The 15887-nt window shown below is 70.1% G+C and carries 12 protein-coding genes; 6 read left to right on the top strand and 6 right to left on the bottom strand.

Annotated elements, in window-relative coordinates; all coding sequences use genetic code 11:
• Positions 1-28: 28 nt before the first annotated feature.
• Together ACQPWZ_RS08695 and ACQPWZ_RS08690 are read right to left on the bottom strand one after the other, a co-directional pair.
• Positions 29-559, bottom strand: coding sequence for a methylated-DNA--[protein]-cysteine S-methyltransferase (locus tag ACQPWZ_RS08695; RefSeq protein ID WP_340472490.1), 531 nt, complete (start codon positions 557-559; stop codon positions 29-31).
• Positions 560-616: 57 nt separating this feature from the next.
• The gene (locus ACQPWZ_RS08690; protein ID WP_433571034.1) at positions 617-1507 is read right to left on the bottom strand and encodes a glycerophosphodiester phosphodiesterase; all 891 of its coding nucleotides are present in this window, start codon (positions 1505-1507) and stop codon (positions 617-619) included.
• Between the two features lie 260 nt (positions 1508-1767).
• Here ACQPWZ_RS08690 and ACQPWZ_RS08685 point away from each other — a divergent pair, with 260 nt between their 5' ends.
• From ACQPWZ_RS08685 to ACQPWZ_RS08665, 5 genes are all read left to right on the top strand, one after another.
• Complete coding sequence (locus ACQPWZ_RS08685) at positions 1768-2637, top strand: MHYT domain-containing protein (protein ID WP_433573788.1); 870 nt, start codon at positions 1768-1770, stop codon at positions 2635-2637.
• Positions 2638-2744: 107 nt separating this feature from the next.
• Positions 2745-4865, top strand: coding sequence for an excinuclease ABC subunit UvrB (gene uvrB, locus ACQPWZ_RS08680; protein ID WP_433571033.1), 2121 nt, complete (start codon positions 2745-2747; stop codon positions 4863-4865).
• 179 nt (positions 4866-5044) lie between these two features.
• Positions 5045-5623 (top strand): TerD family protein, encoded by a 579-nt coding sequence (locus ACQPWZ_RS08675; protein WP_096629140.1) that lies wholly within the window; start codon positions 5045-5047, stop codon positions 5621-5623.
• A 106-nt stretch (positions 5624-5729) separates the two neighbouring features.
• Positions 5730-7685, top strand: a complete 1956-nt coding sequence (locus ACQPWZ_RS08670) for a TerD family protein (RefSeq protein WP_433571032.1) — start codon at positions 5730-5732, stop codon at positions 7683-7685.
• Between the two features lie 223 nt (positions 7686-7908).
• Positions 7909-8916, top strand: a complete 1008-nt coding sequence (locus tag ACQPWZ_RS08665) for a TerC/Alx family metal homeostasis membrane protein (RefSeq protein ID WP_433571031.1) — start codon at positions 7909-7911, stop codon at positions 8914-8916.
• Positions 8917-8996: 80 nt separating this feature from the next.
• Here ACQPWZ_RS08665 and ACQPWZ_RS08660 read toward each other — a convergent pair whose 3' ends face one another.
• From ACQPWZ_RS08660 to ACQPWZ_RS08650, 3 genes are all read right to left on the bottom strand, one after another.
• Positions 8997-10043 carry a S66 family peptidase gene (locus ACQPWZ_RS08660; RefSeq protein WP_433571030.1) on the bottom strand — a complete coding sequence of 349 codons (1047 nt, stop codon included), beginning with the start codon at positions 10041-10043 and terminating at the stop codon, positions 8997-8999.
• Positions 10044-10190: 147 nt separating this feature from the next.
• The gene (locus ACQPWZ_RS08655; RefSeq protein WP_327684844.1) at positions 10191-10847 is read right to left on the bottom strand and encodes an MBL fold metallo-hydrolase; all 657 of its coding nucleotides are present in this window, start codon (positions 10845-10847) and stop codon (positions 10191-10193) included.
• A gap of 10 nt (positions 10848-10857) precedes the next feature.
• Positions 10858-11550 carry a maleylpyruvate isomerase family mycothiol-dependent enzyme gene (locus tag ACQPWZ_RS08650; protein ID WP_356699389.1) on the bottom strand — a complete coding sequence of 231 codons (693 nt, stop codon included), beginning with the start codon at positions 11548-11550 and terminating at the stop codon, positions 10858-10860.
• Between the two features lie 196 nt (positions 11551-11746).
• On the opposite strand from ACQPWZ_RS08650, the gene uvrA reads away from it, so the two are divergent.
• Positions 11747-14782, top strand: a complete 3036-nt coding sequence (gene uvrA, locus ACQPWZ_RS08645) for an excinuclease ABC subunit UvrA (RefSeq protein ID WP_340472482.1) — start codon at positions 11747-11749, stop codon at positions 14780-14782.
• A gap of 112 nt (positions 14783-14894) precedes the next feature.
• Here the strand turns inward: uvrA and ACQPWZ_RS08640 are convergent, their stop codons facing one another.
• On the bottom strand, positions 14895-15797 hold the full coding sequence (locus ACQPWZ_RS08640; RefSeq protein WP_433571029.1) for a carbohydrate kinase family protein: 903 nt from the start codon (positions 15795-15797) through the stop codon (positions 14895-14897).
• Positions 15798-15887 lie beyond the last annotated feature (90 nt).

Here is a 15887-nt window from a genome sequence, read left to right as displayed (position 1 = left end):
CCGGCGCGCACGGCCGGATCCGCCCGCCTCAGAACAGCGGCTCCGGCAGAACCCCCTCCAGGGCCAGCAGCTTCCGCTTCGTCTCCAGACCGCCACCGAAGCCCCCCAGCTTGCCGTCGGTCTCCACCACGCGGTGGCAGGGCACCACCACCGGCAGCGGATTGGACCCCATGGCCGCCCCCACGGCCTGGGCGGCTCCCGGCTGGCCCACCCGGGACGCCAGGTCGCCGTAGCCGACGACCGTGCCGAAGGGGACGCCGGCGGCGAGCTCGCGCAGCACCTCACGGTTGAAGCCGCCCGACAGCGACCAGTCGAGCGGCAGTGTGAACTCCCGCAGGCCGCCCGCGAAGTACTCCGTCAACTGGCGCACCGGCTCCGCCAGTCTGCCGGTCGCGTCCTCGACCGGCTCGGCGCCCAGGCGCCCGGCCAGCTGCCCGAGCGCCCGGTCGCGTATGCCCGCGTCCGCGTGGAAGACGACGCTCACCAGGCCCTGCTCGGTCGCGGCGACCAGCAGGGGCCCGATGTCCGTGTTCACGACGGTCCACTCGAAGCTCTTCATGCGGACCACCGTACGACCGGGCACTGACAGTGCCCTCCGGCTGCGGCGCGGAGTGGCTCAGCCCACCGCGTCCGCCACCACGTCGGGCTTGTTGGTGATGATGCCGTCGACGCCGTACCCGGCGACCCGTTCCGCGTTCGCAGCGTCGTCCACGGTCCAGGTGTTCACCTGGAGCCGCTTGCCGTGCGCGCCCTTGAGCCGGTGGACCGCGGTCACGTAGTCGGCGGTGAGGGTGCTGTACGTCGGGTTGATCTGGTCGGTGAACGCCGCGTACGACGGCAGATCGGTGACCGCGGGCGTGCCCAGGAAACCGGTGGTGACGTCGGGGCGCTGCCGGTGCACCTCCCGCACACTGGCCGCGCCGAAGCTCTGGATCACGAGGCGGCAGCGGACGTGCCCGCGGTCGAGCCATCCCTCCTGGCGCAGCACGCGCAGGGTGTCCTTCTCGATGCCGGGGTAGAGCTCGGGCTTCTTGATCTCGAGCAGCAGCTTCTGGCCGTTGTCCTCGACGCGGTTCAGGTACTGCTTCAGGGTCGGCACCCGGGCGCCCGACCACTTCGGGCCGAACCAGCTGCCCGCGTCCAGCGTGGCGATCTCGGCGGCCGTGAAGTCCTTGACCTTCCAGGGCGACCGTGCGGGGAACCGCTGCTCGACGTCCGTGGTGCGGGCCAGCGAGTCGTCGTGGACCACCACGAGTTCGCCGTCCTTGGTGCGCTGGACGTCGTTCTCGACCCAGGCGAAGCCCATGCCGGCGGCGAGGTCCACGGCCGCGAGGGTGTTCTCCGGGGCGTACGCGGAAGCACCTCGGTGGGCGAAGACGATCGGTTCGCCGTGCCGGCTCGCGGTGTCGGCGGGGCTCGGGTCGGCGGCGGCCGCCGAAGGGGACAGCAGGGCCGCGCCGACTCCCAGGACGGCGGCGGCAGTTGCGGCGACGGGACGTGCGTACACCTTGACTCCTCACGGTGTCGGTCACGGACGGGCCGAGAGTGACACCCGCCGGTCAACGCGGAACAGGCGAAGTATGGCCAGAACGTGAACGGATCCACCCAGAACACATCGCGTGTCCGCTCGTGTGTCGACAAATCTCCGCACACCTGTTTGCCAACCGTGGCCGGAGTCATACCCTCGGCCCCTGACGGGACGTTCCCTCAGGATCGCGGGGGATGCAGGATCGCAGAATCACGCCGGGAGCGAAGGGCGTCAGAGGTATGCAGGGAACAGTCGACGGCTTCAGCTACGGACTCGTCACGCCCGTGGCCGCTTTTGTGATGGCGTGGCTGGGCGGTGCCCTCGGGCTCCGCTGCACAGCACGGTCCGTCCGCAACAGGAAGTCGTTCAAGGCCGGCTGGCTGGCACTGGGCGCGACCGCGATCGGCTCCGGCATCTGGAGCATGCATTTCATCGCGATGATGGGCTTCAGCGTGGACGAGGCGCCGATCGCCTACGACCGGCCGGTCGTCTTCGCCGGCCTCGGCGTCGCCGTCCTCATGACCGGCATCGGGATCTTCCTCGTCGGCTACCGCGGAGCCACGCCGATGGCCCTGATGACCGGCGGCACGATCACCGGCCTCGGCATCGCCTCCATGCACTACCTCGGCATGGCGGGGATGCGGCTCCAGGGGGCTCTGGCGTACGACACCGTGACCGTCGCCGCATCCGTGGTGATCGCCGTCGCCGCGGCCACGATCGCCCTGTGGGCGGCGGTCTCCGTCCACGGCCTCCTGGCCGGTCTCGGCGCCGGCCTGGTCATGGGCGTGGCCGTGAGCGGCATGCACTACACCGGCATGGCGGCCGTCAGCGTCCATCTGCACGGAGTCGCGGGCGCCGCGGGCACGGGCGACGACCCCGCCGCGCTGCTCCTTCCCATGCTGATCGGCCCCGTGGTCTTCCTCGTGCTGGCGGGGGTGGTCGTGATGTTCGACCCGCTCCTGATGCTGGGAGAGCCCGACCGGCAGGCGCCCGGCAGCATGGACCTGCGCCCCGGGGTGCCGGCCCAGCGCACGGGGAGCCCGTCCGGGTACCGGTCGCCCGGCTGGGCGGTCGAGAGGGGCGAGCGGCACCGGTCCGACAGCTGGTGACCCGAGGCGGCCACCGCGGCGAATCCCGGGGCCGTCGTCCGGAGCCGGCCTGATCCACACGACGGACCCGAGCCCGGTTGTCAGTGGGGGGTCGTACCGTTGGATCCATGCGGCCCGTTTCCAAGATCGAACGTACGGTGGCGCCCTTCGAGGTCGTCAGTCCCTTTCAGCCCAGTGGCGACCAGCCCGCGGCCATCGCCGACCTGGAGCGCCGTATCCGCGCAGGTGAGGACGATGTCGTGCTGCTCGGCGCGACCGGCACCGGCAAGTCGGCGACGACCGCCTGGATGATCGAGAAGCTCCAGCGCCCCACCCTGGTGATGGCGCCGAACAAGACGCTGGCCGCCCAGCTGGCGAACGAGTTCCGCGAGCTCCTGCCGAACAACGCCGTCGAGTACTTCGTCTCGTACTACGACTACTACCAGCCCGAGGCCTACGTCCCGCAGTCGGACACCTACATCGAGAAGGACTCCTCGATCAACGAAGAGGTCGAGCGGCTGCGCCATTCCGCGACCAATTCGCTGCTCACCCGGCGTGACGTGATCGTCGTCGCCTCCGTCTCGTGCATCTACGGCCTCGGCACCCCGCAGGAGTACGTCGACCGCATGGTGCAGCTCAAGGTCGGCGACGAGATCGACCGCGACCAGCTGCTGCGCCGTTTCGTCGACATCCAGTACACGCGCAACGACGCGGCGTTCCAGCGCGGCACCTTCCGCGTCCGCGGCGACACCATCGAGATCTTCCCGGTCTACGAGGAGCTCGCGGTCCGCATCGAGATGTTCGGCGACGAGATCGAGGCGCTCTCCACCCTCCACCCGCTCACGGGCGAGATCATCAGCGAGGACCAGTCGCTCTACGTGTTCCCGGCGACCCACTACGTCGCGGGCCCCGAGCGTATGGAGAAGGCGGTCAACGGCATCGAGGCGGAGCTGGAGCAGCGGCTGGCCGAGCTGGACAAGCAGGGCAAGCTCCTGGAGTCGCAGCGGCTGCGGATGCGCACCACCTACGACCTCGAGATGATGCGCCAGATCGGCTCCTGCTCGGGCATCGAGAACTACTCGATGCACTTCGACGACCGCGGACCCGGCTCGCCGCCCAACACCCTCCTCGACTACTTCCCTGAGGACTTCCTCCTCGTCATCGACGAGTCGCACGTCACCGTTCCGCAGATCGGCGCGATGTACGAGGGCGACGCGTCCCGCAAGCGGACGCTGGTCGACCACGGCTTCCGGTTGCCCTCCGCGCTCGACAACCGCCCGCTGAAGTGGGAGGAGTTCAAGAAGCGGACCGGCCAGACCGTGTATCTGTCGGCGACCCCCGGTGCGTACGAACTCTCCCGCGGCGACGGATTCGTGGAGCAGATCATCCGCCCCACCGGACTCGTCGACCCGGAGGTCGTCGTCAAGCCGACCGAGGGCCAGATCGACGACCTGGTGCACGAGATCCGGCTGCGCACGGAGAAGAACGAACGAGTCCTCGTCACCACCCTCACCAAGAAGATGGCCGAGGACCTCACCGACTACTTCCTCGAACTGGGCATCCAGGTCCGCTATCTGCACAGCGACGTCGACACCCTGCGCCGCGTCGAGCTGCTGCGCGAGCTGCGCGCCGGTGAGTACGACGTGCTGGTCGGCATCAACCTCCTGCGGGAGGGCCTCGACCTCCCCGAGGTGTCCCTGGTGGCGATCCTCGACGCCGACAAGGAAGGCTTCCTGCGCTCCGGCACCTCGCTGATCCAGACCATCGGCCGCGCGGCGCGCAACGTCTCCGGCCAGGTCCACATGTACGCGGACAAGGTCACCCCGGCGATGGAGAAGGCCATCGAGGAGACCAACCGCCGCCGGGAGAAGCAGATCGCGTACAACACGGAGCGGGGCATCGACCCTCAGCCGCTGCGCAAGAAGATCAACGACATCGTCGCCACCATCGCGCGCGAGGAGGTCGACACCGAGCAGTTGCTCGGCACCGGCTACCGGCAGGCGAAGGCGGAGAAGCCGGGCAAGGGCGCCAAGGCCCCCGTCCCCGCGCTCGGCGGCAAGGCGGGCAGGAAGGGCGAGGTGCTGAGCGACCGGCCCGCCGCCGAACTGGCCGGAATCATCGAGGAGATGACCGACCGGATGCGAGCGGCCGCCGCGGACCTGCAGTTCGAGGTGGCGGCCCGGCTGCGCGACGAGGTCGGCGAGTTGAAGAAGGAGCTCCGTCAGATGAAGGAGGCGGGTGTGGCCTGAGTCCGTCCGACGGGCGGGTCACCACGCCGCTCACCAGGTGTGCGGCAGCCCCCGCGCACCTGGTGTGTTGCAAGACCGACACAAAATCGAGCCATTTGTGCTGCACCGTTGACGCAACTGCGTAGGGTGCTGGGAAGCCGCGCGTTGGGCGGCGGAATTCAGGGAGAAGGGGACAGCGCGTGACGGTCAACATGACCAAGGGTCAGGCCATCAGCCTGCAGAAGAGCGACGGGGGCACCCTCACGGCTGTACGGATGGGGCTCGGCTGGCAGGCGGCGCCCCGGCGCGGTCTGTTCGGCTCGCGCACCAGGGAGATCGATCTGGATGCCTCGGCGGTGCTGTTCGCCGACAAGCAGCCGGTGGACGTGGTCTTCTTCCGTCACCTGGTCAGCGACGACGGTTCGGTGAAGCACACCGGTGACAACCTGGTCGGCGGGGCGGGTTCGGGCGGCGACGACGAGGCGATCCTCGTCGATCTTCAGCGAGTGCCGGTCCACATCGACCAGATCGTCTTCACGGTGAACTCCTTCACCGGCCAGACGTTCCAGGAGGTGCAGAACGCCTTCTGCCGCATCGTCGACGAGACGAACGGCCAGGAGCTCGCCCGCTACACGCTCGACGGCGGTGGCCAGTACACCGCCCAGATCATGGCGAAGGTGCACCGCGCGGGCTCGGGCTGGCAGATGACTGCCCTCGGCAACCCCGCCAACGGCCGCACCTTCCAGGACCTGATGCCGTCGATCCTGCCGCACCTGTAAGCACGGCTCGCACGGACGACGCAGCTCCCGGAGGCATGAGGCCGCCGGGAGCTGCACCGATTGGCACCACCGCGCAGCACCGACCACAGCACGAGGGGACAAGGCGATGACGGCCGAGCTGGTCCGGGGGCAGAACCATCCATTGCCCGACGCCCGCCTGGAGATACGGGTGTCGGCCGGACACCCGGTCGTGGCCTGCGCGACCTGCGCCGACGAGCGGGGTGCCGTCCGGGACGACTGGATCGCCCACCCCGGAGCGCCCACCGTCCACGGCGTCGAGGTGCCCCGCCAGGCCACCGAGTCGCCCCGCTTCGCCGTCGATCTGTCGGCGGTGCCGGCGGCCGTCCACCGGCTCAACATCCTGCTCGCGCTCCCCGAAGGCACCGGCGGCCCGGCCCAGTTCGGCGCCACGGCCGCCCCGTTCCTCGCCGTCGTCGCCGAGGACGGCAGCGAGGTGGCCAGCTTCACCATCACCGGACTGGACACCGAGACGGCGCTCGTCGCCGTCGAGGTCTACCGCCGCCAGGGCGCCTGGAAGGTGCGCGCCATGGGCCAGGGGTACGCGGGCGGGCTCGCCCAGCTCCTCGGCGACCAGGGACTCGCGACGGCCCGTGAGACGGCCGCCGAGATCCAGGCCACGGCCGCCCCGCGCACACCGCGGACCGCGCCCGCGCCACTGAACACCCGCGGCGCCGACGGCGCCTACGGCCGCCCGGCCTCCGGCCAGACCTCCGCGGTGGACCCGACGGTCGCGGACGGCCTCGGCGCCGGCGGCGGACAGGCCCCGGCACCGGCCGAACCCCAGCAGCCCACCACACCCGACGCCCCGCCGGGATCCGGCGGCCCCATCGACTACGCGCACCCGCGCCGCCGCTCGGCCCCGCCCCCGCCGCCCCCGACCGCGCCGGCCGCCGAGCCCGGACAGCCCGCCCGGCCCGTCGCCGGCGACGCCACCGGCTGGTCCATGGAGGAGCGGCTCTACAACCAGATCTGGGGGATGTTCGAGGACCTGGCCCGCGCGGTCGCCGCCTACCGCAGCGCGGTCGAGTTCGCCGAGAACCGCCTCGACCAGGAACTGGACCGGGCCCTGTCCGACCCGCGCAGCCGTATCGGCGGTGCCGGGGACACCGCCCGTGCGGCGGCCCGCGCCAAGTGCGAGGAGCTGACGGCCCAGGCGCGCCAGGCGCTCGACCGGGACCTGGCCCAGCTGTCGGCCGAGTCCGACGTCGTCGAGCCGGCCCTGCCGCCGGCCTTCGCGCGCTGGGACAACCCGGTCTGGCACGCCTACCAGGTGCCCATGGAGATCCCGATGGCCCTGCGCCTCGGTGATCTCCAGCTGCCCGAGACGCCGGAGCTGCGCATCCCGTTCCTGATCAGGCTGCCGCTGGAGCGCGGCCTGTGGGTGGACAGCGGACGCACCGGCTCCGAGGCCGCGATGATGCTGGACGAGGGCCAGCTGCGGAAGCTCGCCGTGGACTGCGCGGTCTCGCACGCGGCCCGGCTGCTCGGCGTCTATCCGCCCGGTGAGTTCACCGTCCATGTCATCGACCCGGCCCGTACGGCAGCGGCATCGCTCGCCCCGCTGGTCGAGTCGGGCGCGCTCGCGGGCCCGCCCGCGACCGGCGCGCAGGGTGTGAGCGACACGCTCGCCAAGCTCACCCAGCGGGTGGACCTGGTGACGATGGCGGTGCGCGGAGGCGCGGCCGATGCCCTCCCGCCCGACCTGGACACCGGCGAGCAGCTGCTGATCGTCAACGACTTCCCGCACGGCTTCGACGACCGGGCCGTCACCCAGTTGCGCTACCTCGCCGACGAGGGTCCGGCGGTCGGTGTGCACCTGATGATGGTCGCGGACCGCGAGGACGCGAGCGCCTACGGACCGGTGCTGGACCCGTTGTGGCGCTCCCTCCTGCGGATCACGCCCGTGCCGGACGACCACCTCGCCGACCCCTGGGTCCGGCACGCCTGGACGTACCAGCCGCTGACGGTCCCGCCGGGCAGCGCGGTGCTGCGTCAGGTGCTGGACGCGGTGACCGCCGCCCGCCGCAACTGGGGCCGCTGACCTGCTGATTTGAACCGTCCTTTACCCCGCGCTTTACCTTTCCTTGGGGATTCCTGTACTCTCCTTTTGAACGGAGGGGAGTACTCCCGACTGCGGCGTGCCCGTCAATACGGACCGATTCACAGGTCCCGGGGCGCCGGCCGGAGCGGCAAGGACCGCTCGGGTGGAGGAGACCTCCGGCAGCGACGACGCTGATCAGTAGCCGTACGAAGCCGGAGGCGCAGTGGACGTTTCATTGAACATCTGGTTGCTGACCATTCTTGGTCTGTCAGCCCTCATCGCGGTGGACTTCTTCATCGGGCGCAAGCCCCATGACGTGTCCATCAAGGAAGCCGGAATCTGGACGGTCGTCTGGATCGTCCTGGCCGCGCTGTTCGGCCTCGGCCTGCTGATGGCCGGCGAGAGTCAGGCGTCCGGCGAGTTCTTCGCGGGCTTCATCACCGAGAAATCGCTCAGCGTCGACAACCTCTTCGTCTTCGTCCTGATCATGGCGAAGTTCTCGGTGCCCTCACACCTCCAGCAGCGGGTGCTGCTCATCGGTGTGCTGATCGCCCTGGTGCTGCGAGCGATCTTCATCGCCGCCGGTGCCGCGATCATCGCCAGCTTCTCCTGGGTCTTCTACATCTTCGGTGCGTTCCTGATCTACACCGCCTGGAAGCTCATCCAGGAGGCGCGGGCCGACGACGAGGACGAGGAGTTCGAGGAGAACCGCCTCCTGAAGTCCATCGAGAAGAAGTTCGGCGTCGCCGACAAGTACCACGGCACGAAGCTCTTCATCCGCAACAACGGCAAGCGCGTCCTGACCCCCCTGATGGTGGTCATGCTGGCCATCGGCACCACGGACGTGCTGTTCGCGCTGGACTCGATCCCGGCGATCTTCGGCCTCACCCAGGACCCGTACATCGTCTTCGCCGCCAACGCCTTCGCCCTGATGGGTCTGCGGCAGCTGTACTTCCTGATCGGCGGACTGCTCAGGAAGCTGGTCCACCTCAGCTACGGCCTGTCGGTGATCCTCGGCTTCATCGGCGTGAAACTGGTGTTGCACGCACTGCACGAGAGCGGGGTGCATGTCCCCGAGATCTCGATCCCGGTCTCGCTGGCGGTCATCTGCGGCGTGCTGATCATCACTACGATCACCAGCCTCATCGCCTCCAAGAGGCAGTCCGAGCGTGAGGCGGCCCAGACGCCGGAGTCGCCGGAGTCGCCGGAGAAGGACAGCATCGAGGCCTGACGGACCTCATGAACGGTGGGCGGGGACAGCGGCTGCTGTCCCCGCCCACCGGCGTTCCGGCGGTCCCGGCCTTCGCTGAGTCAGTACGTCACCGTGATACGACGTGCGGGCCCGTCCACCCGCACCAGCCCGCCGTAGGGAACGATCAACTGCGGATCGGTGTGTCCGAGGTCGACGTCGAAGACGGCCATCACGTCCGGCGCGTACACCGCCAGGGCTCGCAGCACCGCCTCGCGCTGGTCGCGCGCGTACCGGGCCCGTTCCGCGTGGTCGCCGGGCCGGTCGAAGGACCAGGTCTTGGCCCGGCCCATCAGCAGCGCGTCGAAGCGCTCCAGCAGCCCCCGCTCGCCCATGGCGCGCAGGATCCGGAACACCTCCTCGGCCGACGGCAGTTCCTCGTCGGTCTCCAGGAGCAGCACTCCGCCGTCGTACGCCGAGAGGTCCTGACTGATCTCGCGGTCCGCCATCAACAGCCAGGACAGCACCGAGAGATTTCCGCCCCACGAACGCCCCTCGACGACGCGCTCGGGTCCGTGCCACAGCCAGCCGTCGCCCGGATCCGTCTCCGGCTCGGCCTCGAACGTCGCCGGGTCCGCCCAGTCGCGGTCGACGACCCGGAACCGGTCGGCGGCGCGGAGTTCGTAGGGACCCGAGGTGAACAGGGCGGCCCGCAGGGAGTCGGCGGTCAGGGGCGCCATGGCTCCCGGGCGGCCGAGCTCGACCATCACGCTGCCGCCGTGGTAGCTGACGATGCCGGTGTTCCAGAGGTAGCAGTGCAGGGCCGTGTTGTCGCTGTAGCCGAAGAACGGCTTCGGGTTCGCGCGGATCAACTCCCGGTCCAGATACGGCAGCACGGTGATCTGGTCGTCTCCGCCGATGCTCGCGATGACGGCCGTGACGCCGGGATCCGCGAAGGCGGCATGGATGTCGCGGGCCCGCTCCCGCGGCGACGAGCCCATCCGGCGGGTCGTCGGATACTCGACCGGGACGAGCCCGAAGTCCTCACGGAGCCGGGCGAGACCGAGCTCGAACGGCAGCGGCAGCAGTCCCGGAAGCCCGCTGGACGGCGAGAGGACCGCGACCCGGTCGCCGGGACGGGGCTTGGGAGGGTGGACGGGCTGCGTCATGGCCGGAGGCTAACCGTGCGCCGCCGCCGGGCGACAACGGTTTCTCCCCGGCGGACCGTCCGCACGCGGGCCCACACGCACATCAGACCGGATGCGAACCCGTCCCCGGCGCCGCCCGGGCGCCGGGACTCCCGTACAGCCGCGCGGTCACCAGCCGCGCCGGCGCCACTCCGCCAGGTGCGGCCGCTCGTCGCCGAGCGTCGTGTCCTTGCCGTGACCCGGGTACACCCACGTCTCGTCCGGCAGCTGACCGAAGAGTTTCTCCTCGACACCGTCGATCAGGCTCTGGAACGCCACCGGGTCCTTGCGGGTGTTGCCCACGCCGCCGGGGAAGAGGCAGTCGCCGGTGAAGATGTGCGGGTGGCCGTGCGGGTCGTCGTAGACCAGGACGATCGACCCCGGGGTGTGGCCCACCAGATGCCGGGCTGTCAGCTCGACCCGGCCGACGCGGATGACGTCGCCGTCCTCGACCTGCACGTCCGTGGCGACGGGAATGCCCTCGGCGTCGAAGCGCCCCGCGTAGGTGCGCGCACCCGTCGCCCCGACCACATCGGCGAGTGCCTGCCAGTGGTCGCCGTGGCGGTGCGTGGTGACCACCGAGGCGATGGAGTCGTCGCCGATCAGCCGGAGCAGCGTCTCCGGCTCGTTCGCCGCGTCGATCAGCAACTGCTCGTCCGTGGCGCGGCAGCGCAGCAGAAAGGCGTTGTTGTCCATCGGACCGACGGCGACCTTGGAGATCATCAGGTCCGTCAGTTCGTGAACGTCCGCAGCGCCGCCGACCTTCACCACTCCGCTGTACGTCATGGAGATCAGCCTATAGCGGGGGCAGCGCGGGCAGCAGGGCTCCCGCGGTGTCCAGGGCGGCCCCGTCCCGGCGGCCGGCGAGCCAGCCCACGAGCGCGGCCGCGGGGCCGGAGACGGTGACCGGGGCGCCGTCGGTACCGCCGGTGTGCCACTCGCCGCCGGAGCCGTCCGTCGCGGCGATCCGGGTCGGGGGCACGTCCGGCCGGCCGGAGAACCGCTGCGCGAGGAAGTCGATCTCCCGGGCGGTGAACTCCTGGGGCAGATCCTCCAGCTCGTAGCCCACGCCGAGGTCCACATGGTGCAGTTCGACCTCGACGAGCCGCCGGAAGGGGACCCGGGCGGCGGCGTCGGTGACGCCGTTGCGCAGCTGGACCGTGCGCCGCCAGTCCGCGGGGAGCGCGCCCACGGCCTCCAGGCGGGCCGCGCTGTCGCGCAGGTCGGCGAGCTGCACGTCCAGCGGACGCCGCGCGTCCCGCTCGATGTCGGCCTCGCGCGCCTCGGCGCTCGCGTACATCGGCCGGCCCTCGAGAATATTTACGATCGCGTCGGCGTTACGGGATACATGAGCAAGGACATGTCCGCGGCTCCAGCCCGGTAGCCGTGACGGACCGGCGAGGACGGCGTTGTCCATGGAGTCGACTGCGCTGAGCAGCCGCTCGGTGGCTTCACGTACAGATGCCAGGTCGCGCAGGGGATCGATCATGAGGCCGACGATAGCCCCGCCACACGTTCGGGTGAAGGTGGCAGAGCGCGGTCTGAAATCGAATGCACGTGCTATAGCCTGGTCCGAGGCATCCTTGCTTGTCTGGCATTCATCGATCTGGCGCCCTCCGTAGGCTGGAACAGTCTGGGACGGGGGCCGGTGCCCCCGCTTCTCTGAAGAAAGGTGCGGACCCGGCGTGGCCGACCGTCTCATCGTTCGTGGCGCTCGCGAGCACAATCTCAAGAACGTTTCGCTCGACCTCCCCCGTGACTCCCTCATCGTCTTCACGGGGCTCTCCGGGTCGGGCAAGTCCTCGCTCGCCTTCGACACGATCTTCGCCGAGGGCCAGCGCCGGTACGTGGAATCCCTGTCGTCGTACGCCCGCCAGTTCCTCGGTCAGATGGACAAGCCGGACGTCGACTTCATCGAGGGCCTCTCCCCGGCCGTCTCCATCGACCAGAAGTCGACCTCGCGCAACCCGCGCTCGACGGTCGGCACCATCACCGAGGTCTACGACTACCTCCGCCTGCTGTTCGCGCGGATCGGCAAGCCGCACTGTCCCGAGTGCGGCCGGCCCATCACGCGCCAGTCGCCGCAGGCCATCGTCGACAGGGTGCTCGAGCTTCCCGAGGGCAGCCGCTTCCAGGTGCTCTCGCCGCTGGTGCGCGAGCGCAAGGGCGAGTTCGTCGACCTCTTCTCCGATCTCCAGACCAAGGGATACAGCCGGGCCCGGGTCGACGGGCAGACGATCCAGCTCGCCGAGCCGCCGACGCTGAAGAAGCAGGAGAAGCACACCATCGAGGTGGTCATCGACCGCCTCACGGTCAAGGACAGCGCCAAGCGCCGGCTGACCGACTCCGTGGAGACCGCGCTCGGCCTCTCCGGCGGCATGGTCGTGCTCGACTTCGTCGACCTCCCGGAGGACGACCCCGAGCGTGAGCGGATGTACTCGGAGCATCTGTACTGCCCGTACGACGACCTGTCCTTCGAGGAGCTCGAGCCCCGCTCGTTCTCCTTCAACTCCCCCTTCGGCGCCTGCCCCGACTGCACCGGCATCGGCACGCGCATGGAGGTCGACCCCGAGCTGATCGTCCCGGACGAGGAGAAGTCCCTCGACGAGGGGGCGATCCACCCCTGGTCGCACGGCCACACCAAGGAGTACTTCGGCCGGCTGATCGGCGGGCTCGCCCAGGCGCTCGGGTTCACCACCGACATGCCCTGGGGCGGCCTGCCGCAGCGTGCCAAGAAGGCACTGCTCTACGGCCACAAGACCCAGGTCGAGGTCCGCTACCGCAACAGGTACGGCAGGGAGCGCGCGTACACCACGCCCGCGTTCGAAGGCGCGGTGCAGTTCGTCAAGCGGCGGCACCAGGAGGCCGAGAGCGACTCCAGCAGGGAGCGCTTCGAGGGCTACATGCGCGAAGTCCCCTGTCCCACCTGCCAGGGCACCCGGCTGAAGCCGATCGTCCTCGCGGTGACGGTGATGGAGAAGTCCATCGCCGACGTCTCCGCGATGTCGATCAGCGAGTGCGCCGAGTTCCTCGGCCGTCTGACGCTGAACGCCCGGGACAAGAAGATCGCCGAGCGCGTGCTCAAGGAGGTCAACGAGCGGCTGAGGTTCCTGGTCGACGTCGGTCTGGACTACCTCTCGCTGAACCGCGCGGCCGGCACTCTCTCCGGCGGCGAGGCCCAGCGCATCCGGCTCGCCACCCAGATCGGCTCCGGACTCGTCGGCGTGCTGTACGTCCTGGACGAGCCGTCCATCGGTCTGCACCAGCGCGACAACCACCGGCTCATCGAGACGCTCGTCCGGCTCCGTGACATGGGCAACACCCTCATCGTCGTCGAGCACGACGAGGACACCATCAAGGTGGCCGACTGGGTCGTCGACATCGGTCCGGGCGCCGGCGAGCACGGCGGCAAGGTCGTGCACTCGGGCTCGCTCAAGGATCTGCTCACCAACAAGGCGTCGATCACCGGTCAGTACCTCGCCGGGAAGCGGTCCATCCCGACCCCCGACATCCGCCGGCCCATGGACCCGGGACGGCAGCTCACCGTCCACGGCGCCCGTGAGAACAACCTGCGGGACATCGACGTCTCCTTCCCGCTCGGTGTCCTGACCGCCGTCACCGGTGTCTCCGGCTCCGGCAAGTCGACCCTGGTCAACGACATCCTCTACACGCACCTGGCGCGTGAGCTGAACGGCGCCAAGTCGGTGCCCGGACGGCACACCCGCGTCGACGGCGACGACCTCGTCGACAAGGTCGTGCATGTCGACCAGTCGCCCATCGGCCGCACCCCGCGGTCGAACCCGGCGACGTACACCGGTGTCTTCGACCATGTCCGCAGGCTCTTCGCCGAGACGATGGAGGCCAAGGTCCGGGGCTATCTCCCCGGCCGGTTCTCCTTCAACGTCAAGGGCGGCCGCTGCGAGAACTGCTCGGGCGACGGCACCATCAAGATCGAGATGAACTTCCTTCCGGACGTGTACGTCCCGTGCGAGGTCTGCCACGGGGCGCGCTACAACCGGGAGACCCTGGAGGTCCACTACAAGGGCAAGTCCATCGCAGAGGTGCTGGACATGCCGATCGAGGAGGCCCTGGACTTCTTCGAGGCCGTCCCGACGATCTCCCGTCATCTGCGCACGCTCAACGAGGTCGGTCTCGGTTACGTCCGCCTCGGCCAGTCCGCGCCGACGCTCTCCGGCGGTGAGGCCCAGCGGGTGAAGCTGGCGTCCGAGCTCCAGAAGCGCTCGACCGGCAGCACGGTGTACGTGCTCGACGAGCCGACGACCGGTCTGCACTTCGAGGACATCAGCAAGCTGATCAACGTGCTGTCCGGGCTGGTCGACAAGGGCAACACGGTCATCGTCATCGAGCACAACCTCGATGTGATCAAGACAGCGGACTGGGTCGTCGACATGGGACCGGAGGGCGGCAGCGGCGGCGGCCTCGTCATCGCGGAGGGCACTCCGGAGCAGATCGCCGGGGTCCCGACCAGCCACACCGGCAAGTTCCTGCGGGACATCCTGGACACGGAGCGGATCAGCGACGCGGTGGTGCCGCAGGCGCGGTCGGGCACCAGGAAGGCCGCGGCGAAGAAGCCCGCGACCACGGCCGCCGCGAATTCGGTCGCCACCGTGAAGGCACCCGTCGCCAAGAACACCGCGAAGAAGGCGGTGGCCAAGAAGACGGCGGCGAAGAAGACGGCGGCCCGCGCCCGCAAGGCCTGAGCACCGTAGGCGTCATCGGTCTCCCCCCGAGCCCATCGGGGGGAGACCGATGTCGTTCGGCCCGCGTCCGGGCCCGCTGGACCGCTCTGCCACCGGCCCGCCGGACGGCTCGTCAGTCGTCCTGGCGCAGTTCCCAGGCGTAGGGAGGCTCCGCCCCCGTACGGGAGCAGGTCACCGCCGCCGCTCGTGCCGCGAAGTCCAGCACCTCACGCCAGCCCTCCGCGTCCAGCCGGGCCATGCCGTCGGCCGACAGGGCGTCCCGGGCCGCGAGGCCGTGGAGCAGGGCCGCGTTCACCGTGTCGCCCGCGCCGATGGTGTCGGCGACGCGCACCTGTGTCGCGGGCACGGAGACCTCCGTCCCGGTCCGCGTCCGTACGCTCATGCCCTCGTCGCCCCGCGTCAGGACCACCGCCGCCGGGCCCTCGGGCACACCGCCCAGCCAGCGGGCGTCGTCCTCCGAGAGCTTCAGCAGCGACACCGACGGCAGCCAGCCCGCGAACCGCGCTCGGTAGGCGTCCGCGTCCGGGATCAGCCCCGGTCTGATGTTCGGATCGAGCAGCGTGAACAGCCCGCGCTCCGCCTCCCGCCGCAGCAGCGCCTCGTACGCGCTCGCGCCCGGCTCCAGTACCAGCGAGCACGTGCCGAAGGCCACCGCCCGTGCCGTGTCCGGCAGCCGGGGCGGCAGTTCGAACAGCCGGTCTGCGCTGCCCTCGGCGTAGAAGCCGTAGCCGGCGGAGCCGTCCGCGCCGAGGGACGCGACCGCCAGCGTCGTCGGCTCCGGGCCGCGCGCCACCAGCCCGGTGTCGACGCCCGCGTCCCGCAGCCCGGTCAGCAGCGCCTCCCCGAAGCCGTCCGTGGACATCCGGGAGCAGAAGGCGGCGCGCGCGCCGAGCCGCCCCAGCGCCACGGCGGTGTTGTACGGTCCGCCGCCCAGGCGTGGCAGCAGCGTCGGCAGGGGCTCGCCGTCCCCGTGCGGGACCAGGTCGATCAGGGATTCACCGGCGACGACGATCACGGCCCAGAACGTAACTCATAACCGCGGCCCCGGGGAGGCATCCCGCTCGCGGGGCCGCAGGAACACGCCGGTATTGTCGGGTCTGTCGCA

Source organism: Streptomyces sp. CA-251247 (genome assembly GCF_050952975.1).
GTDB lineage: Bacteria > Actinomycetota > Actinomycetes > Streptomycetales > Streptomycetaceae > Streptomyces > Streptomyces achmelvichensis.
Note: the sequence above shows the minus strand (reverse complement) of the source record. Positions and strands in the feature narration are given on the sequence as shown.